The organism is Nitrosomonas ureae (assembly GCF_900206265.1).
GTDB lineage: Bacteria > Pseudomonadota > Gammaproteobacteria > Burkholderiales > Nitrosomonadaceae > Nitrosomonas > Nitrosomonas ureae_C.
In genome coordinates this window covers 412494-434262 of the sequence record NZ_LT907782.1, presented here as the reverse complement: position 1 = coordinate 434262, position 21769 = coordinate 412494, and the positions used below count along the sequence as shown (strand labels likewise).

Annotated in this window: 15 protein-coding genes and 1 pseudogene; 5 read left to right on the top strand and 11 right to left on the bottom strand. The window is 41.7% G+C overall.

Features of this window, described 5'->3' with window-relative positions; genetic code table 11:
* Positions 1 to 47 precede the first annotated feature (47 nt).
* The gene (locus CPG39_RS01875) at positions 48 to 947 is read left to right on the top strand and encodes a LysR family transcriptional regulator (RefSeq protein WP_096291781.1); all 900 of its coding nucleotides are present in this window, start codon (positions 48 to 50) and stop codon (positions 945 to 947) included.
* 27 nt (positions 948 to 974) lie between these two features.
* On the opposite strand, the gene dsr1 is transcribed toward CPG39_RS01875, so the two are convergent.
* The 3 genes from dsr1 to CPG39_RS01860 form a co-directional block, all read right to left on the bottom strand.
* Complete coding sequence (gene dsr1, locus CPG39_RS01870) at positions 975 to 4802, bottom strand: anti-phage defense-associated sirtuin Dsr1 (protein WP_096291780.1); 3828 nt, start codon at positions 4800 to 4802, stop codon at positions 975 to 977.
* Between the two features lie 500 nt (positions 4803 to 5302).
* Entirely contained in the window at positions 5303 to 7507 is a 2205-nt protein-coding gene (locus CPG39_RS01865) for a hypothetical protein (protein WP_231990357.1), read from the bottom strand.
* 166 nt (positions 7508 to 7673) lie between these two features.
* Entirely contained in the window at positions 7674 to 10022 is a 2349-nt protein-coding gene (locus CPG39_RS01860) for a TonB-dependent siderophore receptor (RefSeq protein ID WP_231990356.1), read from the bottom strand.
* A gap of 154 nt (positions 10023 to 10176) precedes the next feature.
* Between CPG39_RS01860 and CPG39_RS14320 the strand changes: the two genes are divergently transcribed.
* Positions 10177 to 10365: a hypothetical protein gene (locus CPG39_RS14320; protein WP_145956196.1), complete on the top strand. Its 189-nt coding sequence runs from the start codon at positions 10177 to 10179 to the stop codon at positions 10363 to 10365.
* Between the two features lie 67 nt (positions 10366 to 10432).
* Here CPG39_RS14320 and CPG39_RS01855 read toward each other — a convergent pair whose 3' ends face one another.
* Positions 10433 to 10672: a (2Fe-2S)-binding protein gene (locus tag CPG39_RS01855; protein ID WP_013647520.1), complete on the bottom strand. Its 240-nt coding sequence runs from the start codon at positions 10670 to 10672 to the stop codon at positions 10433 to 10435.
* A gap of 311 nt (positions 10673 to 10983) precedes the next feature.
* Here CPG39_RS01855 and CPG39_RS01850 point away from each other — a divergent pair, with 311 nt between their 5' ends.
* Together CPG39_RS01850 and CPG39_RS01845 are read left to right on the top strand one after the other, a co-directional pair.
* Positions 10984 to 12363: an L-serine ammonia-lyase gene (locus CPG39_RS01850; protein ID WP_096291777.1), complete on the top strand. Its 1380-nt coding sequence runs from the start codon at positions 10984 to 10986 to the stop codon at positions 12361 to 12363.
* 141 nt (positions 12364 to 12504) lie between these two features.
* Positions 12505 to 13207: pseudogene (locus tag CPG39_RS01845) on the top strand (IS5 family transposase).
* 350 nt (positions 13208 to 13557) lie between these two features.
* Here CPG39_RS01845 and CPG39_RS01840 read toward each other — a convergent pair.
* Complete coding sequence (locus tag CPG39_RS01840; protein WP_096291776.1) at positions 13558 to 14895, bottom strand: DUF3422 family protein; 1338 nt, start codon at positions 14893 to 14895, stop codon at positions 13558 to 13560.
* A gap of 440 nt (positions 14896 to 15335) precedes the next feature.
* Here CPG39_RS01840 and CPG39_RS01835 point away from each other — a divergent pair, with 440 nt between their 5' ends.
* Entirely contained in the window at positions 15336 to 15797 is a 462-nt protein-coding gene (locus CPG39_RS01835) for a hypothetical protein (protein WP_096291775.1), read from the top strand.
* Positions 15798 to 15879: 82 nt separating this feature from the next.
* Here the strand turns inward: CPG39_RS01835 and CPG39_RS01830 are convergent, their stop codons facing one another.
* From CPG39_RS01830 to CPG39_RS01805, 6 genes are all read right to left on the bottom strand, one after another.
* Positions 15880 to 16356, bottom strand: a complete 477-nt coding sequence (locus CPG39_RS01830) for a hotdog fold thioesterase (RefSeq protein ID WP_096291774.1) — start codon at positions 16354 to 16356, stop codon at positions 15880 to 15882.
* A 241-nt stretch (positions 16357 to 16597) separates the two neighbouring features.
* Positions 16598 to 18238: a putative bifunctional diguanylate cyclase/phosphodiesterase gene (locus CPG39_RS01825; RefSeq protein WP_096291773.1), complete on the bottom strand. Its 1641-nt coding sequence runs from the start codon at positions 18236 to 18238 to the stop codon at positions 16598 to 16600.
* A gap of 579 nt (positions 18239 to 18817) precedes the next feature.
* Entirely contained in the window at positions 18818 to 19333 is a 516-nt protein-coding gene (locus CPG39_RS01820) for a hypothetical protein (RefSeq protein WP_096291772.1), read from the bottom strand.
* A 462-nt stretch (positions 19334 to 19795) separates the two neighbouring features.
* Positions 19796 to 19999 (bottom strand): YjfB family protein, encoded by a 204-nt coding sequence (locus CPG39_RS01815; protein ID WP_096291771.1) that lies wholly within the window; start codon positions 19997 to 19999, stop codon positions 19796 to 19798.
* Between the two features lie 139 nt (positions 20000 to 20138).
* Positions 20139 to 20804 (bottom strand): hypothetical protein, encoded by a 666-nt coding sequence (locus CPG39_RS01810; protein WP_231990355.1) that lies wholly within the window; start codon positions 20802 to 20804, stop codon positions 20139 to 20141.
* Positions 20805 to 20850: 46 nt separating this feature from the next.
* Positions 20851 to 21614 (bottom strand): IS5 family transposase gene (locus tag CPG39_RS01805; RefSeq protein WP_096291770.1). Its coding sequence is split into 2 segments (ribosomal slippage): positions 20851 to 21257 and positions 21257 to 21614, totalling 765 coding nucleotides; the frame shifts between segments, so codons are not numbered across the junction.
* Positions 21615 to 21769 lie beyond the last annotated feature (155 nt).

The following is a 21769-nucleotide window of genomic DNA, read 5'->3' as shown; positions in this document are numbered from 1 at the left end:
TGAATAATAATGATAAATTTTGATCTACCAATAAGGTTTCCTAATAAATGATCGAACACAGTCACCTCAAAATCATCCAGGCGCTCCATTCCAATGGCACGCTCACCGAAGCCGCTAATGCATTATGTTTAAGTCAGCCTGCCTTATCGCATCAGATTGGTTATCTGGAAAAGAAACTAAGCATTACATTATGGGAACGTGAGGGCCGTAACTTGCGCTTGACCCAAGCGGGTAAACTTCTTCTGGAGGTAGCCAATCAAGTATTGCCGGTTTTATCGCAGGCGGAGAAAACTCTCGAAGCTTATAGTGTGGGCCGACAAGGTATTTTACGTATCGGTGTGGAATGCTATCCCTGTTTTGAATGGCTTACGGGGATGATCGGCCAGTTCATGCGAGGAATGCCCGAGATTGATATCGATATTGTACAAAAATTCCAATTTACCGGATTGGAAGGTTTGCTCAACCATCATATTGACGTTCTGATCACACCTGATATAGTCAAAAAAGAAAAAATCGTTTATGAGATTTTGGCAGAATATCAATTGGTACTGCTAGTGTGTGCCGATCATCCGTTAGCAGGCATAAAATATTTAACACCTGAACACTTGAGCAAGGAAAACTTGTTAACCTTCCCGGTGCCACTGGAAAGATTGGATATTCTGACGCATTTTATGACCCCCGCACACCTAAAACCGGAGAAACTAAAACCGATTGAATCACTGGAAATCATGCTGCACATGACCGCCTTAAACCGCGGCGTCTGCGTACTACCGGAGTGGCTAGCGGATATTAAAACCAAAAATCTTGAGTTAAGAAAAGTCCGTATTGGCAAGCAAGGGTTGTATCAGAAATTGTTATTGGCAATGCGGGAATCGGACAAAACCATTCCATATATCCGGAAATTTATTGCAGTGGGACAGAAATCAGCTGAAAATTCAGCAATATGAATAATAAAATATAAACACTCTCGATAATCAACCACTCGATCGTCTAGCTTGTTCCGATAATTGTTTGTATCGATGATCATTGATCAGTGCAGGCGATGCCTGGGAAATCACTTCCAAACATTGCTTTAGCTCTTGAGTTATCCAAAGTTGATTATCAATTATCTTATCCAGTAGTTGCAGTGCTTCATTGGGAAATCGATTGCATAAACCGGATTTATGGAAAAGACGTAAAGCATGATTTGGATGTTCAAACGGTTGTAACCAGTTCAGAATTAGTGATAAGGCTATAGGAAATTCCTTACCTGCGGCAATGCTAAGACGAACAAAATATTTAGAAATTTCATTTGAAACAAGGCGGTGCGATTTAGGCCAAATTTGTTCCAAAAATGGTTTAATCCGATTCTTCCAGTAATCCTCAGGTTGTTCTCCGGCCCCTTCTAAAGCTTGTGAGAGAGCCTTCGCTATCTCCTGCAGACCATCTTTAGGCAAAATACTTACAGCTGACCGAAAATCTTGTGAAGTGTATCCTTCCACCTGATGCAATGCCGCATAAGTCAGGAATACTGCAAATTGGCCACTATGCTCGCCCAACTCCGAGTAATGATTAGCGGTTTCTAAGAATTGCGTCTTGAAGGCAATCAGTAGTGGTCGATATAAACGTGGAGACCAAAGAAAACCATCCCAAACCGCTCGCACCTCAACTGGTTGGGCAGTCCAATCGAACAGCGGCAACAAATGTTGCTCCGTCCAAGGACGATCCACGCGAAAAAGTATAATTAATTGTGAGGCGAGCAGCACCCGGCCATGAAGAAATTGCTTAACAGTCGTATCGCACAGCTTGGTGAAGTACGATTTGAATTCTGTCGGTAGTGTGTCGTTGTCATTTGGCTTATGTTTGAACCACAGATTCAGCAATGCTTGGGTAACGTGACCAACCGGGTGATTGATCGCTTCAAGAACAGGTCGATTGATCGATTTACCATCCATCATGATACTGGAGTCAGATTCAAGTGGCAGTTCCATTACCCGACGGCACATATCCAGTAAAATATCTTCATGCCGGTCAACGAATTTAGACACCTTCTCCAGCCACCAGGCAATGCTGGGTGCAATTTCTTGAAGTACGTCGTCAGGCATGGTCTGTACCAACGCCGCAGCGTAGCGCCACGACCGGAGAATTACTTTATCTTCGCTCCATGCATATAACGCTTCTCGCCAACGCCCAGGCGGCCATATCCCTTCTTGAGCAAGATCGCATAGAGCACCTAAGCTGTGGAATAAACGAGAACTACAAGTGTCTCGCCAGGTATCTTCGTAAAATGGATGGCGTTCTGGCAGTGGTCGTTTAAGCCATTTAGCGAGTTCTCGACGACTTCGCGGTGCAATGTCGATGTTGCGACTTTCCTCGTAATCTGGATCGTCTGTGCCGCTCATCCAGTGTGTAAACTCATCTCGCTCGTCATCTGAGAGCTTCCATTTAGGATTTCTTTTAGATAATTCTGTGAAATATGACAAAGCAATAGTGCTCAGATTACTGCCGCCTGCTTGAAGCTTGGCAAAGCGCAGCCAGATCGAATAATCAACATGAGATTGCCGCCATTCCGGCTCAATATCATCCTGGAATTTTTCTCGCGGTGGCCCAGCAAGAATAGCGTTTTCCAGTTTTGTACTTGCTTCCTGCGATAGTCGATTACCTTGCAATACGAGCAAACGCATCACCTCCCGGTGAGTATCTGTTGCCCACAACCACTTCACACCATCGACGATTAACCACTCAAACCATCGTTCGGAAGCAATGCAGTCATCCTGGCTAGCAGCAAGTAGGGCAAGACGTTTGAACGTCGGGTACGGCAAATCGAACCAAACTTGCGCGATCCAAGCTGCCTTATTGGGATCAGTCTTCCTTGTAGCCAGCCAAGCATCCCGAAGCAATTCAATAAGTGCTACCCATTCATGGTATCCTCGATTCTGCCAATGCGATTCAATGGAGGGCAGATCCCAAAAAGAACGATCTTTAAAATCATCTGCCTCACTCAGTTCCCGCAACAAATCTAATGCATCAGACAACAACTGTTGAAACTCTCCGAGCAGTTTTGGCAATATCTCATCCCAGCATTTTACTTGAGCAAGATCTGCCAGCACCGAATGAACATGATCGGTAGTCAGCATTAACTCCCAATCTACGAGTTGTTTGAGTTGCTGCGGGCCCCCTGCTTTGTCATTGTCTTTATCTTCGTTCCAACGGAAAGGCTTTTTCAGCACCACCTTAGGTGCCAACAATTCACGCAACTCAAAACGCAGCGTTGCAGTTAAGCCATCGCGCTGCAATCGCTCTTTCCATCTGTAAAACTCCCAATCGTGCCCCCATGATTTCACTCGATTCGTCAATAACAAACGCCACAGTATTCGCATCGATGGTTGAGGAATCGCATTCCGAGCATTTTTTCGAATATCCTCTAGCTCATCCGTTTTTCCATCACGTTCCAATCTTGTGTAGCGGTCCAATTCATTCTCGATCAACTTAGACCACTGATTGTGCAATTGACCGCCTCGTTGAGCCAGCCAAATAATTAATTCCGGGTCATTAAGATGCCGTACCAGCCAGCGTGCAAGTTGTAACATCACAGCATCCCACCGGGCATCTGCTACCTCCGGTGCCAGCGACATATAAGGTGCGAGCATGTAAGGTGCAGGTCGACGAATAAAACTGAAATGCAATTTTTTAACAACCGTAGGACATGGCGATATCCCGAAACGGTCAAGATCACCGTATTGATAGCGATCCTCGGAGAATACTTTGAGCCATTCTAAAGATGGAACGGGGTTAAATTCAGCAAAGCATTTAACAGGCAACCCGGATTGGTGAGACAAAGCCCAGAGCATCCTACCAACAAAATCATCTTGCTGCGTGCTAGCTGATGGATGTGCAATAGCGTGTTCGATAACAATTCTTTCTTTTCCAAGAATGCCATCGCGGTAGATATCAGCCCAAAGCTTCAGAGTGCTGCGCAATACAGCATGACCTTCAATGGGTTCATATAGAATCGGTATAATACCCTTAGCTTTCCATTCGTTAGCCTTATGCTCTTCTTGCCCAGATTCACAATCACTTAATGCATAGGCTTGCGGAGTAGCTTCTCCCAGCATTCGGTCAGCAGCCAACGCATCTATCATATAGCGCATCACTGGATCATTAATGCTGTAACCAACAAAACAAACGACATAATTGCGCAGCAATTCGCTAACAAATCGCGCTGCCCAACGTTCGGTCAGGTAAGCCAAGCCAAAATCTCCACTGGTTACAATTAGTCGCTGTAAATCATCGTCATTCGGTTTATCAGGTATTAATCCATGTAAGTAAACTAATCCATTCCAACGACTGTCTTTGGGGATTGGCAACATTGGTGCCGCAAAAGAATTAATTGGCTGCTTTGTTCGTTTTGCTACCTTCTCAAAAATTCTATCGAAATTAGTTGTTACCAACCTTAACGAGCCTTTCCGATCATGCGCCAATTTAAGCAATGCAGTGTGAATGTCCATTGCCCCTTTGCGGCGTAGATTAGGCTGAAGTACCTTCTCTAGCACCTTGCGCATCTCTAATCCCTGCCGTTGTCCTTGTAAGCGGTTCTCTAGAAAATTCAAGGTAGCATCAAACTGACTTTGGTCATATGCAGCTTGCTCAATCGGATCCCGCTTTGTGCCCGCAGACTCATAGATCTTATCTACTAAATCTTTAAATCCGGGGAGTCCGGCTGAATAGGAAATGCCTGCACCACAAAAGAACACGAGATGCCCTTCTTCGTGCATTCGTAAGAGTTCTTCTGGGATATCCGGGCCATTGGTTACGAATTGCATGTTAATATCAAAATTATTGACAATCGTATTTAGGCTAGAATAAGCAATATGATATTGAATTTATATGCATTGCTTCTTGCGCACCTGCTCAGTATAACACTCAGTGACAGTTTCTTTTTCAGCAGTTATTTCCGAATACTAAAAGTTTAAGCTCAGGATATAAAATTCTCTCTTTGCATCACTAAGAGCTGCTGTTTAGCAATAAATGAACTCTGAGACATTATCTGATGTACGCTCAAACCATCAATAAAGTTATATCATATTTTGGAAAATTCCTCGGTAACAGATTTTAACTTAACCGAATTGTGTCTTGACGATACAGTATGGATTGTAATAGCTAATAATTGTTTGGAAGATTATTGTCTGGATTCTGCAAAGGAAGCTTCACAGTTGCAAGATAAAATATCCACCGACAATGTTGACCCTACTCTACTGTCGTGAATAAAAATTAGCCCATCACTGAATTTTTCAGTGATGGGCTATACTACTCAATTCAACTATTAGATTAGTTCGTTTTCGTACGCTGCTATAATTCCGGTTAGCGTCGATCCCGCAGTTAATGCCTTGGATACATCATCGGTTTCACTGGCCTCTCTCAGATCTTGCAATGCATTCTGTACCTTAACACGTTCCAGAGTACCTAAACGCAATTCCAGATCCGGCAAGAAGATATTGATATATAAAGAAACTCTCTCAACCGCTACGAGAGCCTGATTTCTGTCAATCCCAAAAGTCGACTCAATGATGTCGATATTTCTATTGACTTGACCAATAATTCCTTTGCTGATCTCAATAACAATTTCGTTTGCGACTACATTAGCTAAGTCACCCGTTAATTGAGCCTTAATCAGATCGTTACCTACAGGATTATCCGGAGCAATAAAACTCTCAACAATACGGTAGAAAAACTCACCTTCGATTTGTTTTTCCCGTGCATCTATGGCATCTGTATTCCGGCTCGCAATAATTCCTTCAACTTCACGTAATACACCGATCAAGAAGCTTCTCGCCAATGGAACGATGATGTTTTCACGCGCTATGACGACATTGAAGCTATCATCCGAATTTGCTTTGCTTAATGCCTCTCTTCCCTGCACAAACGCCAAAGTAATTTGATCGTCTAAGTCGGGATTACTGCCATCCTGGAGTGTTTGTTTATCCTCTGTGAGAACCTTGTTAACCCTAGCGGCGGTACCAGCAATAGCGCCATAAGCTGAATTAGCTCTATCCCATTCTAAGACCAGATCATCAGTGGATAAGCTATCAAAGTTTTCTATCACGAGCGTTGTTCGGTTATAAACAACGAGAGCAAATACACGTTGTAATGATTTATCGATGATTTGCAGCGAAAATGGAATTTCATTTCCAGCCTTTACCGATTCAATTGCAGCCGATACATCTGCGTCAATCGTTGAGCCATATACTTGATCAACCAATTGTGTCAGTTGTTGCAATTCCCCTGCATAGGCGGCTTCGATTGCTGCTCCATTAATCGTAGTTTCTGCACGTAATTCACCAATTGTCTTGAAACTTGCAACTGCATTATCAATCAACGCTGTTTCAGTAGTAGCGTCATATTCAGTTAAATTAAGCTCAGCCTCATAACTATCAAAAATCGTCGTTATTGTAGCTTGTGCCGCCGCTGATTTAGCAGCATCATCTGCTTTAGCCGCACTATTCAGATCATTCAATGCGGTTTCCAGATTGCCGCGCACAGTCGCGCCCAATCGTAATTCAAGATCAGGCATAAAGATTTTGGCAAATTCCACTGTTCCTGAAGCTTCCGCCATTCTTCCTACACGATTTTCAGCTGTAGCAATATTAGCCATTTCCCCTCTTGATCGACCCAGCATTCCTTTGTTTAAATCGCTAACTATCTCGTCCACTACAAGATCAGAACCATCACCTGCCAATCGGGCTTTAATGAGCAAATTACCCACGGGATTATCGCGTGCAACCAGAGATTCGATAGTGCGATAGAAAACCTCTCCTTCTTTCAGCTCTACGCGCATCCCTTCAACATCCGCATTGTTTTTACTTTCTATAGCGCCTGCTACTTCGCGTAGAACAGCGTTGTAATACGCCCGGGCTAGCGATGAGATTCTTGTAACGTAACGCTCAACAGCGACAACACCAGCATCTTCTTCCGGATTGCTTTTATTCAGCGCTGTTCTAATTCGTGCAACCGATTCATTAAACGCAATATCGGCTCCCGGATTGCTACCTTCCACGATTGATTGTTTATCCGCACTCAGCACTTGATTGGCTCTGGCGACATTTCCTGAAATCGCTTGAAAAGACGCAATCATTTCATCCAACATTTGATTTAATACCTCAGTTGAGGTGGACTCAAACAGATTGCGTATATCTGACATACGATTAAAAACAACTTGATAAAAAACACGTTGCAGAGTCTTATCGACTACCTGACCTGCCAATGCCGGTTCATTTCCACTTTTGATTTCGTCAATTGCAGCCAAAACATCACTATCCAACTTCAGATTATTGGCCGTATCTACTTCCTGCACAAGTGTTTGTAACGCACCTGCATAAGCATTTGCAATAGCATCTCCATTAATTAGCGTTTCTCTACGCAACGTTCCAATCGTCTGGTAAGCAGTCACAGCGTTTTGAATCGCTTGAACATCAGCTGCAGCAAATACACTGGTGTTATTTATCATTAAAGTAAAAACAATTAAACTCATTATCAACAACTTCCTTATTGAAATCATGAGTTTTTTAGATAGAAACATCATTAGGAGCCCTTTTTAAAATTAATCAATACAAATACGAACATCAATGATAATTATTATTATTTATAAAATCAATTTATATCTTATCAACTGCTTTTTTGATATTACTGTTTATTTGTTAGAAATTTGCAATTAAAGTCGCGCGAATGGCTATTGGTGAGCCCGGCGTAATGTTATTGTTGTTATGTACCGAAGCAAAATAATTGGCATCAAACAAATTCTCAATATTTAACTGACCGCGGAACCGCTTGGTAAACTGTGCAAACAATGCCGCATCAACTCTTGTAAAATCAGGAATTCTGACCGTATTATCAGCCGAAGCAAACATCTCACCACGATAAATCACACCAACCGCTGCTCCCACTTTAGGAGTAATATCGTATCGATTCCAGGCAGAAAAAGTATGCCGAGGAAGCTCTCCTACCGTAGCTCCTTTTTTTGCTACTCCGGGTACTTCACTGGTAAATTCACCGGTTTGATAAGCATAACCGCCCATTACACTCCAATCTGAAGTCAATTGACCATTGAGACTGATTTCCACACCTTCTGTACGCTGCCCCTTAGCTAAGAAGGTTCGTGTCGGATCATTCGGATCAGCCGTGATCACATTGGTTCGATTCAGTTGATAAACAGCACCTGTTAATGCCAAATCAGGACGAATATCCCACTTAACTCCAGTCTCCAGTGTCGTGAATTTTTCCGGTTTAAGTGTATCGACTGTTACGTTCAAGGATGTCAGCTGATCGCCAGCACGTGGTACATAAGCCTGACTGTAACTGGCATAAAAAGAAACCGGCTCGATAGGTTTATAAATAACCCCAAAGCGCGGAGCGATCAAATCATCCCTAGTTTTCAGGTGATCTCTTCCTGCATTCCGCTGGCGAAAATCCACTTCAAACAAATCGTAGCGTACGCCTGCAATTAATTGCAGCTGTGGCAGCAATTCAATCTGATCCTGGATATATAGGGATGTAACATTGACGACACTCCGATTATGCGCATCCGTATCGCGTGTCAAAAAATCCACTGGAGTGTTTGTAACCGGATTACTGATAGGCACCCGTAAATTGACTTGCGACACATCCTTATTAAAGAAACCGTTTTTCCTCTGATTATGGGTTTCCTGACGCCCTACCTCGATACCTGCCATCAATGTATGTGAAATTGGTCCGGTATTGAGCGAATAGAGCAGATTTGTCTGATTAAAAACATTTTCACGCGTTGTTGCATTGTTATACGCTCCGAGCGATACCAACCCGGCGAAAACCTGACTATTGGCAAAGATATTTTGGTAAAACTTATCGTACGTCGTATAGTTTGTCCTGTTCTGCAGCGTAACCCCGGAATCAAATTTATGTTCAATGAGGGAGTTGAATGAAAGCACATCGATATTCGCATTACTGCGCTTCGGGTCGCCAAAAAATTGAGACTCATGCACATTGACAGGACGGCCTAAAAATGAAGGAATACCTCGATCAGCAGTACGATCATCATGAAATCGCTCCATACCTGCAATCACCTTAGTGCGATGTGTTGGTTTGATCGTAATGGTGGGAGATATTCCAAGACGCTCCATATTGACTCCATCGCGAAAACTGCCGGCATCTTCGTACAGGGCATTTAAACGAACGGCAGCTACATCATTAATAACATAGCCGACATCAGCGGTCATTCTTTTCTGATTGAATGAACCTCCTTGAAAAGTAAATTCCCGAACCGGATCCCAATTGGCCTGCTTCGACACACGGTTTACTACACCACCCGAACCGCCACGGCCAAAAATCATTCCGTTAGCGCCTTTGAGTACTTCGACACGTTCAATATTGTATAAATCGCGGTAGAATTCCGCATCATCCCGAATGCCATCAATAAAAAAATCTCCGGTCGAACGATTACCGCGAAAAACCAGCGCATCACGATTGCCTTCACCCTGGGACACACCAACACCGGGCACATAGCGAACTGCATCGCTCAGACTACGAATTGATTGATCTTTAATCAACTCATTGGTTATTACTGAAATAGCTTGTGGAACATCGCGCAGTAAAGTATTGGTTTTTGTCGCTGTAGTGGTACTCACCGCCGTATAACGACTCGTACTATCGGCAGTGATTTTAATCAAAGGCAAAGTAACGATCGATTCTTCAGCCCCTGAACCTGATTCAGCTGACTGTACCGCAATGATATAACCATCAGCTTGCTTATTTACTTGTAACCCAGAATTCTCAAGCAATTGATTCAAAGCCGACTGAATTTCAAAATTGCCATCGAGACCAAAAGTCACTCTTCCCTGGAGCAAAGCAGGATCGGCAATCAGTTTAATTCCCGATTGTTCCACAAACTGATTGATAGCATCTTGCAAAGAACCGGCTGGAATACTAAAGGTGCGTATAGTTGATGGAGGATTTATTGATTCAGCAAAACTTGATTTCGGAGGAAGGGTTAGCGCCAAGCTGAAATTTAACAATATTGCATAGAAACAGACACACTTAACAATCCTGCGGATAACCATAATAAATTAAGACACAAATATTTTTGCTATTTTAGCAAGCACCCTAAGGCATTTTATGTAACATAACAGCGCTATTTAATGATACACAAGTATCACATAAGGAAAATAAGTGCGCAAATATAGATATCGTTTGATCGAGCCTGTATCTAACTTCTGCGAAGTCAGTTTCTGCTCCTTAGCGCAGAAACTGACTAAAGTACGTAAGCACACATTGGCTGCATACGTCGGTGCGCCTTTTCAAGACAAATCAAAATATTCTTGGCACAAAAAAGATTCAAAAGACACTGAAACGGCCTAATAGAATAACAATACTATTGTAGCGTCTCCCCGCTACGCCAGTTTGAAACTACCCGATACTCTTTCCCCTATGCAGCATTTTCACACATACAAGTCGATTGAGTAGAAAAAGATTGAGGCATCAGATCTTGCGTGTGGGATTTTTGCTCCAGGGTTTGATCCAAGACCTGTTTGACATGGCACGCACACAAACCACACTGCTCCGTAACACCGAGGCAAGCCTTTAAATCCCTCATCCGGTCCGCACCCTGATAAATTGCTTCCCGCAATGCTCTTTCTGTAACTCCTTTGCAAATACATACGTACATATCGAATACCCTGTAATCTAAAGTTCAGTCAAATTTATTACCAAACAAAACCAAGATCAAAGAATTATTAATAATGAGAATGATTCTTAATTATACCGAACTAATTGTAAAAAGCAACTTATTTCGATAATTTTATTACCCGGCAATATATGGTTGAACAGTCGTGTGTTTAGACTTTGCAACCAATAAAAACTATTGAGTCAATACAAGACATATAGGATACTAGCTGACTGCTGATTTAAGCGCGTAAACACCACCACTCAGCGCATAACTCTCTATGGTAAATAATCCTAATTTTCACGGGTAATTTAATGTTCATTAGCGTTCTTGATCTTTTCAAAATAGGTATCGGGCCATCGAGCTCGCATACTATGGGTCCTATGGTCGCAGCCAAAGATTTTCGTGACCGTATCCAGATTTACGTTTCCGATCACAAGATTCCATCCTTTTTGCAAGTTCGTTGTACTTTGCGAGGTTCTCTGGCTTTCACGGGCAAAGGTCATGCTACCGATCGAGCTGTAACTTTAGGCATGCATGAATACACACCGCAAGGGTTAGCCAAACTGAATGTTAATGAATTATTTGAACAACTTTGGCAACAAACAACGATTCAGATCCCAGAATCCATCACAATTCACTTCAATCCGGCAGAAGATATTATCTTCGATCGTGGAGAACCTCTGCCAGAACATCCTAATGGCATGATTTTTCAACTGTTGGACGAAACCGGCAAGACGTTGCTAACCGAAACCTATTTTTCTATTGGTGGCGGCTTTATCACCACATTGCCGGAAATCGGCAAACTTGTAGCACCCATCAAAATAGAGGCAACCAACTCCTGTGGTTTTCCCTTTGATTCAGCTAATCAGATGATGAAAATGTCAGCCGATAGCAATTTATCAATTTCCGCCATGAAGCGCAGCAATGAGATAGAGCGCATTAATGAAAAAGAACTCAATGCGGGACTGGATGCAATCTGGAACGCAATGCGAACTTGCCTGGAAAATGGATTGATCGCGGAAGGCCGGTTACCCGGTGGTTTAAATATTAAACGGCGCGCGCATGCATTGTTTCAACAATTACAGAGCAATCCGCAAAAAGCTAACTTAAATGACTGGCTATGTGCCTATGCCATGGCAGTTAATGAAGAAAATGCAGCCGGACATATGGTGGTTACCGCACCGACCAACGGTGCAGCGGGCGTAATACCGGCTGTTATTTACTATGCGGTAAAACATGAAGGCGCAACTCCGGAACATGTACGGGATTTTTTGCTGGTAGCAGGAGCGATTGGAGGGTTAATCAAGCATAATAGCTCAATTTCCGGAGCGGAAGTTGGATGCCAAGGAGAAGTAGGTTCAGCTTCGGCCATGGCGGCGGCAGGCCTGTGTGCTATAAAAGGCGGCACTACACAACAAATTGAGAATGCTGCAGAAATCGCACTAGAACATCACCTAGGCATGACTTGTGATCCTGTGGGCAGTCTGGTTCAAGTACCCTGCATAGAACGCAACGGATTCGGAGCCATCAAAGCATACACCGCTGCATCCCTGGCAATTCGTGGGGATGGTCAACATTTTATGTCATTGGACAACTGCATCACCGCAATGAAACAAACCGGATTGGAAATGTCAGTAAAATATAAAGAAACTTCACTGGGCGGTTTAGCTGTCAGTATTACGGAATGCTAAAGAAACACTGAACAGATCCCGAAGTTTGGGACAATCGTGTTTTCTGATAATTTTTTTAATACACCATGTCACGCCAATCAAGCTTTGCGGATCTTGGCTATAATCACAAGAAACGGCGGATGCTTCGGGAAATTTTCTAGCATGCCGCGCCAACGTGGCAATGTCAGATTATTCTAATCTGCAAATTCTCAATGCTATTCTGTATATTACCGAGCATGGCTGCAAGTGGCGTGGACTACCCAAGTGCTTCGGTAATTGGCATACCATCTACACTCGAATTAATCGATGGGCGAAAAGTGGCGTGCTTCAAAAAGCTTTTGAACAGTTGCAGCGACAACAAATCATTCGCATCAAAATCGGAGCCGTTTCGTTGAATGGCACCTGCATCAAAGCGCGGTATTGGTACATTAAAAAAACCACGCAATCCATCGGTAAATCCAGAAGTGGTTGGACCAATAAAATTCATCTGGTTGCCGCAGATGCCAGAACAATCATAACTTTTGCCCTATCTCCGGGGTATACACATGACGCACCGGAAGGACGACAACTCCTGTTAGCGCTCGGCCCCGTCTCTTCACTTACTCATCTTCTGAGGGATCATGCTTATGAAGGTGATCAAACCAGACAGCTTGCATTGAAGCTTGGCTATATCCCAATTGTCCCACCTAAAGCTAATCGCTTGGAACCCTAGGAATATGATCGCGCCATGTACAAAAAACACAATGGGATTGAAAGATTATTCCGCAGGCTCAAAGGATTTCGTCGAATATTCTCCAGATTCGACAAATTGGATGTCATCTTCCTCTCTTTCCATTTCGCTCTTATCGTTGAAGCATTTAATTAGTGAGACCTTTGCACGGTGTCATGAGCGGTACGAGAATAAGTCAAAAATTTGCGAAAAAGCGGAGTTTACACGGGGTAAATGAGCATTTTTCGCAAATTTTTAACGCAATTATCGTGCCGCGCAGTAACCGTGCAAAGGTCTCTTAGTATTAACAGGCCCTAGTTGAGGAATAAGCCTGCTCAAAATACCCCGGCGGCGGATAATGAGCAAAAACAGGAGGGATTCGGTGACAAAATTTCGCTGAGAAATGAAGTACTGCGAATTCGTGTTCAAATAACTGGCAGTAGTGCCAAAAAATCTGGAAACCGCTAATTGTTCAGTGACTCTCTAATCAGCCTTTATGGCTATCTTTACAATTTACTGATCATATTACGCACCCTTCTAACAACTAAGAAAACTCCAAGTACTACCACCGGAATCGCAATACCCGTCAGCAATTCTACATTGATATCATGCTCTGCTGCCTTAAACGCTTTTAATCCGTAACCGATGATACCTAGCAAATAATAACTCAATACAACTACGGATAAGCCTTCAACCGTTTCCTGCATGCGCAGTTGTATGTGCGCCCGATTATCCATGGATTTAAGTAAATCACGAATCTGCGCTTCCATGGATAAATCTACCCGTGTACGTAATAACGCAGATGCACGCCCTAAACGCATCGACAGCGTTTCCAGCTTAGTATGAACTAGCTCACAAGTTCCCATTGCCGACGACAAGCGCTGGATCATAAACTCCTGCAACATTTGCAACCCTTCAATCCGCTCTTCGCGTAACTCTGCTATACGCAATTTTACAATATCATAATAAGCCCGAGATGCATTAAACCGATGACTGGTTTGTGCAGATAGGCGCTCTGCCTCTGCTGCCAAAAGTGTTAATTCATTCAATAAATGTTGTTCGTCTTCAATACTGGTCAATATCACATTATTGGCAGTCAATTCGGCCAAACGCTGATCTGCGCGAGCCAATTGCGGAATAATTTTGCGGGTAACGGGTAATGGCAACATCGCCAACATGCGATAAGTTTCAATCTCAAGAAGACGCTGCACCAAGCGCCCAATCTGACGACTGCGCAAATTCTCATCATGAATCAAAATACGGCCGAAATTATCAGAGTGAATCTGATTATCACTCCATACACTTGCAGCACCTCCTGCCACTTTGGAACCGATTACAGTTCCAGAAGCAAATAGCGCCGATAATTCATGCAAGCTGCGCTTGGGTCGTGATCGATCCTCCAGGGCAATATGCGTCGCAACTAGGAGTTCACCAGGTAAGCTGGACAACCACTCCTGTGGCACATATGTAATCGCGGGATGCTTAAATGGAATATCAAACACTCCCAAACGATAAACAGTATACGTCGAATATTCGGTATGCCGTTCCCATCTAAGACGAAACTCACCAAAATCTGCACTAAAATCATTTTCATGTGAATTGGGCGGGTTTATATTATAACGCCTACATAACTGACAGATCAGCTTTCGTTCTTGCTCGATCCACTCTCGTTCAGACATCAGCACCAGATGTGAGAGCTCAAAAGGCGGCGCCAATAATTCGTATGCTACCGCATTCAATTCAGCATGCAGTTCTTGTCTCTCAGAATATTCGGGGATATTCAACGGTTTTTCTATTGCAAGCAGATTTGATTCAATTGAAGACTGTAAAGTAAATAGATTCATAGATCACTTAACTAGATTATCTAGTCTGCAGCATACCTAATTTATTTAAAAAGAATAAATCTTTTGTGGAAGAGTAAAGAATAATTTTCTCAATTTCACTTAAACTAACTACTACGAACGACTATGAGATGTTTTTCGCAGATATTAGTATTAGAAATCTAATGAAGAAAATTTTGTGATAAAAAGATCAGCGTCCAAATGAACGCTGATCGACTAACTATCAGGAAGGTAAATGAAGTCTAACACGAGAAATGTGAAGTATTTGTGATAGAAAAATAAATAACTTAGAGTTATTGCCCATAAATTCTTATTATTCCTCAGTGCCCAGAATACTGACTGGTACATTTTTAATGATGATCTGTGTATCATATAATAGTTATATTATTTTTTTCTAAAAACGCTTTCTAATTACTGATAAACCAGATTAACCAGGAAAACTTATGGGTGCTATTTTCTTTTATATCTTTATTTATTTCGTCGGATATTATGCTTCTAACGTACTAAATATGTTAACAGTTCGCCCATTCATCACAAATCGTTATATAGCGGCATTACTACCTGTATATGGCGTTGCGCTAACGCACGCTTATGTAATTGTTAGCAGCCCACCTCCTCAAAGTGCTGACATGACTGTCGAGTATGCATTGCTGGTGTTCATTACTTTACCGGTGGTTGTAGTAACACTGGGGGCGGTATATTTCATGTGGAATAGCAAAGGTAAGCAAGATGATAACTCGGATGAAAACGAATTTAATAATGCAAGCAAAACATCTCCAGATGTCCACAATGGATTCACTAATCAGAAAGCAGAAATACAGCTTGAGATTGATCCCGCTGCAGAAGAAAAAATAACAAATCACAAAAATGTAGAACACAACACTAATAGCAATGAAAAAATCTAATGCAAGCATCCCACTGATACTATAAAACTTCCGTATAGTCTAAACATACAACAAGCCAAAGTTGGAAAACTGATACTAGGGTTTACGATGGCCGGTCGACAATTACGTGCTCTTTTTGTGCGCTGAGCGTCCCTTGTTCGATAATTGCCAGCGTCAATCGCGAAATTGCCACGCGCTTGTTTGTATCTTCTTCGATAATATCTGTTTGCCAGACTTGTGTACGTCGACCAGTATGCAAAGGTGTACAGATACCCATAACATGACCTTTAGTGACTGCCCGAATATGATTAATATTTAATTCTAACCCAACTGCACGATATTCCTCGGGATTTATAGTCATCCAGCCAGATACACTGCCTAAAGTCTCAGATAGCACACAACTTGCACCTCCATGCAATATACCAAATGGCTGTGTCGTGCGCTTATCGACTGGCATACGCGCCTTCAAGAAATTCATACCCAACTCAACAAACTGAATCCCAATATGTTCTCCCATATTGGCATTCCGCAAACCTTCCAAATACTCAATAGTGTAATCTTTAAACCAAATCTTAGTCATTAAAAATTCCTTTCTATTCTTTTGATAACGGACAAGCTCAATGATACAGAATCGTATCAGTATTGGAACTTTCAAATTATATTCACACTCAACGCTTAGCAAACCAACAGCTAATAACTTTCCTGAGTTGAATTATGTAATTTGTTGATAAGTTTCAGTATACTCAATTGAGAGTAAAAAACGTAACTAGGGTAATTTCGATATGAAGAAGGATTCTCGATTTTGTTTCTTTGGCTTTAAATCAAGCCAAATATTTGTCTTTAAAGTCTTCTGAATGTACAGGCTTACCGGTAAGGTATCCTTGAACTAAATTACAACCTTCTTGCTTTAAGAATCCTAATTGTGCATCATTTTCTACACCTTCAGCCACAACCATCAGATTCAAGCCTTCTGCCAAACTCAAAATGGTACCAATGATTGCCATGTCTTCGGCGCAATTTATCACATCATCCACAAACGATTTGTCAATTTTCAATACTGATAGGGGAAATTTTTTTAAATAAGCCAATGATGAATAACCAGTGCCAAAATCATCAATAGCAATTTTTACTCCCGCCACATGTAGTTGAGTAAGAATCTCACCCGAGCGCTGAGGATTATCCATCAGCACACCTTCCGTGATCTCCAGCATAAGGTTCTGTGGTAATAAACCAGATTCTCTCAGCACTCCATTGATCATTTCCAGAAAATCTTCCTGAACAAACTGACGTGGAGATACATTAACAGAAATATAAAAATCTTTAAGGCCCGCATCTTGCCATTGTTTCGCTTGATAACATGCACTTCGCAAAGCCCATGCTCCAAGAATTTTAATTAAGCCGCTATTTTCTGCCAATGGAATAAATTTTATCGGGGGAATAAAACCTTGATTTGGATTTTTCCAACGCATCAAGGCTTCAGCACCTCTTAATTGACCAGTTTGTGCACAGAAAATCGGTTGATAGTGCAACATAAACTCACCATTCTCAATTCCTCGATACATAGCGGACTCTAATGATAAATCGCTTCTCTCACTATCATCAACTTGATCGCTATAAATTTTCCAATGATTCTTGCCCAGTGTTTTCGCTCTATACATTGCAACCTCGGCATGTCGATATAAATGTGAAGCACTGCTTCCATGCTCTGGATACAAGGATATACCCAAGCTTGCGCTAATATGAAGGGTATGCTCACTAATATGAAATGATTGTTGTAATGCCGTCAATATTTTTCTTGCGATCATCTCAATATTATTCTGCCCTACCCCTATCATTATCATAGAAAATTCGTCATCACTCACGCGCGCTACGGTATCACTACGTCGAACACAATTTTGCAGACGCTCTGCAACACTCCTGATTAGCTCATCACCAATACTATGTCCCAATAAATCATTAATTTTTCTATATCCATCTAAACTTATTACCACTAATGACAAAAAGCTCTTTTCTCGCTGCGCGGTTTGAATATTCATAGCAATGCGGTCATCGAGTAATACCTTTCCAGGCAGTCCTGTCAACGTATCGTGTGTTGAGAAATAAGCCAGTCGAGTCTCACTTTCCTTCCAATGCGTAGCATCGAATGCAATAACAATATATTGATCATTCACTAATCGATGAATGAAGCAGTCAACCCATATCGGCAACATGAGTTGGCGTAGAATGCGGCAAATAAAAGTCTGTTTCTCGCCAGTCTTCCTTGCCTTTTCCTGAGCATCCCAAAATAATGCTATATCTTCAGGTTGAATGTATGACCCAATCGATTCATGAAGCAAGCCCTTAGATAATTGTAAAAATTGCTGTGACGATTTGGATGCCTGTTGAATAATTCCTTGTGCATTAATGCACACAGCAAAATCACATATATCTGATAGTAAATTGAAAGAAATGCGTGAATTCACTAAAAGAGCTCCATATAAATCGAAATCCAGTTTTTATGAAAAACTATACTTCGTAATTATTTTTGATTAACAAACATACCTCTTAGTACTTAGGTTCTTTACTTTTTCAAATTAAATTAAATAGCTAAGTAGTAACTTTAACATTACGGCTTAACAAGTTGATTTCTTGAGATCAAATTATACTAGCGGCTGACACAAGGAGTAGAAAAGATAATGATGCAATCTTGTATACACAAGTTGATGTTGCTTGCCACCATAGAAATGGAGCGATGCACTTTTTGAGCAGCAGCGGAGCTTTATGATCCGATGAAAGCAAGCCGAGTCCTTATACAGAGACTTGATTTATAAGTATCTACTGAGGCATTACCGGCTCTAATTCAGCAGAAGCAATGTGCTGGATGCAGCTATACTACCTATGCTTGGCAACTTCCTAATGCTGTAGGGTATTCGCTAGTGAAAAAACCTAGCAAATAATGTTCCAATCAGCTTTAGGGCAATTGCATCTATTGACTACCTTTAATGATGAGATCTTAAAAAGCGGCGTATCTAGGCTGATTGGACTAACTGAATGTTTTTTTTCTAATCATTTTCACTGTCTTGCTTATGATCTTTGCCAGGCTTGGATGATTCATACTCATAGTTCATTGAATTGCCTCGACGTCCCAGTACAACCGAGATGATATTATCACCGTATTTAAGGCATGGTATGATTAATTTATCACCCTGTACCGCTGCATAACATTCAATGAGATCAGTAGTATAACTAATTGGACAGTTTTTAACGTCTACCAGCTTAACATCAATTATCTGACTAACAGTATTTAAAGTTGTAACTACAGCGGTACCTTTTTTGATAATGACGTCAGTTGCATCTGTGTCTATATTCAAACCGAGAAGATTCAAACCTGAATCGGCAAGACACGAATTCAAAGTACCATCACTAAGGTTTCTCACAACCAATTGAGAGCCTGTCACACTGTTATCAAGAATAAAAATGGAATTACCTTCCACCGCAATAGTTTCAGCCGTAATGGACTGTATATTCGCAATAAGCAGTGATATTACACAAGACATTGTTAAAATAATTTTTTTCATAAAATCTCCTGAAATATTGGTTTATTGTAAAACTTAACTGTTGATTTTTATTCATCGTATCATCGTCAAGATCTCTGACAATCTTAGAAACTTCGTTAGATAAATGAAATATAATCATAATTTCGGCAAATATTGCAAAAATACAATATTAGTCAGAAATTCACTCAAATCAGTTGCCCCGAATCAAAGACTGAGCTACCTAGCTGCCCCTGAAAAAACATCAAACAACTATTGTTATTATGGAGAAGCCGCCCGAGAAAACGGCCCCCAGCAAAATGCATGTCCTTGTAGTTGAAATTTCCATCAGAGACCTTTGCACACCCAAATCCCAAGAGTATGGGATCTGGTATTATAATTATGCTTTAAAACAACCGTATTGAAGTATTCAGCTTTTTATTTGACCGCAACATTACATAAATTTATGAGTACAAGCTACTAATGATGAGTCAATAGAGACGGAAATTAGGCGATCGTATTTATATTTCGTCCGAGATTTAAGGGTAAGTTTGGTGCAGATTGAGAATTATCGGGAATGACTTCAATTAATGCGAGAGCGCCTGCAGCATTAATATCTATGGCCTTTTTAAGAACTGCAATGCCAACTGCCTCCTTAGTACTAAAGTCCGTCATTTCAGTTGCTATTCTTGCTATACCGGCTACATCCATGAAATTTCTCCCAATTTTTATAATGATCATTACGGCAAGTATTGTCCCATCTTTTAGGGATTCTTAAGATTTTCACTCTACCAGACTAAATTTTCTATGTTCATAGCGACATGAATCATTTCTTGTAAGGTTACGAAGATTAATCTTTTTTTAGAAATGTTGAGAAAAGCTTTTTGAAATGATCTTGCCAATCCAATCCGACTTTTAATGGTACTTTGACTTGAATGTTTGTGTTCTCAGTACTTCCTTCCAAATACAAAATATATTGCCCCACTTCACTCAGTTTAAAGGCTTGGGTGATTACACCCGATGGGTGCTGCTCCGCGGGTGCAGACAATATTTCGAGTTCTTTTTCCGTGTTTTCAATAGTGACTATCTTAACCAAGCGTTGAGATAACAGAAAATTTCGTGCCGATTCCGGATACAGCAAATCGATCGAAATATTCACTGCCGCTGGTTCGGGTACTTTTCCACATTGAACAGGAACATGGGGTGACCGCAGAGTATCTTCAGGTGACTCGTAGTCCGCCGGAAGATAATATCCTGAATAGCCAATGATTAGGTTCTCAGTTTCTATGGTGCAGGCACCGCCGCGAAAACCTTTGGGATAAGTTTCGGCTGAATCCCCTTGTGAGCTTGTACCATAGAGCATACCAAACGCCAGGACGGAAAATATGATCCCAATCAAAATTACAAACATAAATTTATGGGATGAAAATTTTGAACGAGTAAACATAGTATTTTCTCTGATAATGTAGGAATAACAAAAAATTATATCAACCAACACCGCTTCATAGTAAAACAACTGCGCTTTCTGCAGAAGATCATTATTGGTGCTTTAGATAGTGTAGTCACGAAATATTTGCCCAGAGAGCGATGCATCTGATTTGTACAGCGGCGAGAAAAGAGGTGGTATTTTTGGCGTATCTTGTGGCGATGCTGCGCCATCTCTTGAGGTGCAGAAAAGCATTTTCTACAAGATGCCGCAATTTATACAATGCCTTATCGTAGAACCTTTGCGCTGCACGGCTTTTCTTTGGAGGAATTATAGCTTCCATGCCCTGTTTTCTTGCTTGTTCAATAATCGCATTGCTGTCATAACCGCGATCCGCCAGTAAATAATCCGCATCAAGCCCTTCGATCAGGCGGCCAGCCTGCGTGCAATCCGCTGTGGTACCTTGTGTAATAAAAACTCTGACCGGCATACCATGCGCATCCACGGTCAGATGTATCATGGTATTGAGCTCCCTTTTGTGCGGCTCATGTCTTGATTCCCGCCTCTGGCTCCGGCAGCATGAGGATGTACCTTACAATGACTGGCATCAATCATCAGCCATTCGTAATCCGGGTCGTCAATCAGCACTTCCAGTAATTTTTCCCAGATGCCCTTGTCGCGCCAGCGAATAAAACGACGGTGCGTATTGCTCCAATCGCCATAATCCGGCGGTAAATCCCGCCATGGCGCACCCGTGCGCATAATCCAGAAAACAGCATTGATGAATTGCCGGTTATCTCTGGCCAGCCCTCCCCAAACGCCTTGGCGTCCAGGCAGATGTGTCTCTAGCTGCGCCCATACTTCCTCTGATATGTCATGTCTGCGGTGTGAATATGTCATATGAAATCCCTGTGTTTTTACAAGAATCTCATAGTTCTAATCTCGTGACTACATTATCTAGTGATAAGCTGTTCGGACGTACTTATATTTGTTCCGTAATGAAAAAATAGTTTAAGGAATGTCCCTGATTTAATGTAACCACATCAATACGTCTA

Excerpts from the sequence above, each read along its gene's own strand:
- CPG39_RS01820 (WP_096291772.1), bottom strand. The coding sequence starts at position 19,333 with ATGAAAAAAATTATTTTAACAATGTCTTGTGTAATATCACTGCTTATT.
- CPG39_RS01875 (WP_096291781.1), top strand. The coding sequence starts at position 48 with ATGATCGAACACAGTCACCTCAAAATCATCCAGGCGCTCCATTCCAAT.
- CPG39_RS01830 (WP_096291774.1), bottom strand. The coding sequence starts at position 16,356 with ATGACTAAGATTTGGTTTAAAGATTACACTATTGAGTATTTGGAAGGT.
- CPG39_RS01855 (WP_013647520.1), bottom strand. The coding sequence starts at position 10,672 with ATGTACGTATGTATTTGCAAAGGAGTTACAGAAAGAGCATTGCGGGAA.
- CPG39_RS01815 (WP_096291771.1), bottom strand. The coding sequence starts at position 19,999 with ATGGATGTAGCCGGTATAGCAAGAATAGCAACTGAAATGACGGACTTT.
- CPG39_RS01840 (WP_096291776.1), bottom strand. The coding sequence starts at position 14,895 with ATGAATCTATTTACTTTACAGTCTTCAATTGAATCAAATCTGCTTGCA.
- CPG39_RS01865 (WP_231990357.1), bottom strand. The coding sequence starts at position 7,507 with ATGAGTTTAATTGTTTTTACTTTAATGATAAATAACACCAGTGTATTT.
- dsr1 (WP_096291780.1), bottom strand. The coding sequence starts at position 4,802 with ATGCAATTCGTAACCAATGGCCCGGATATCCCAGAAGAACTCTTACGA.
- CPG39_RS01835 (WP_096291775.1), top strand. The coding sequence starts at position 15,336 with ATGGGTGCTATTTTCTTTTATATCTTTATTTATTTCGTCGGATATTAT.
- CPG39_RS01850 (WP_096291777.1), top strand. The coding sequence starts at position 10,984 with ATGTTCATTAGCGTTCTTGATCTTTTCAAAATAGGTATCGGGCCATCG.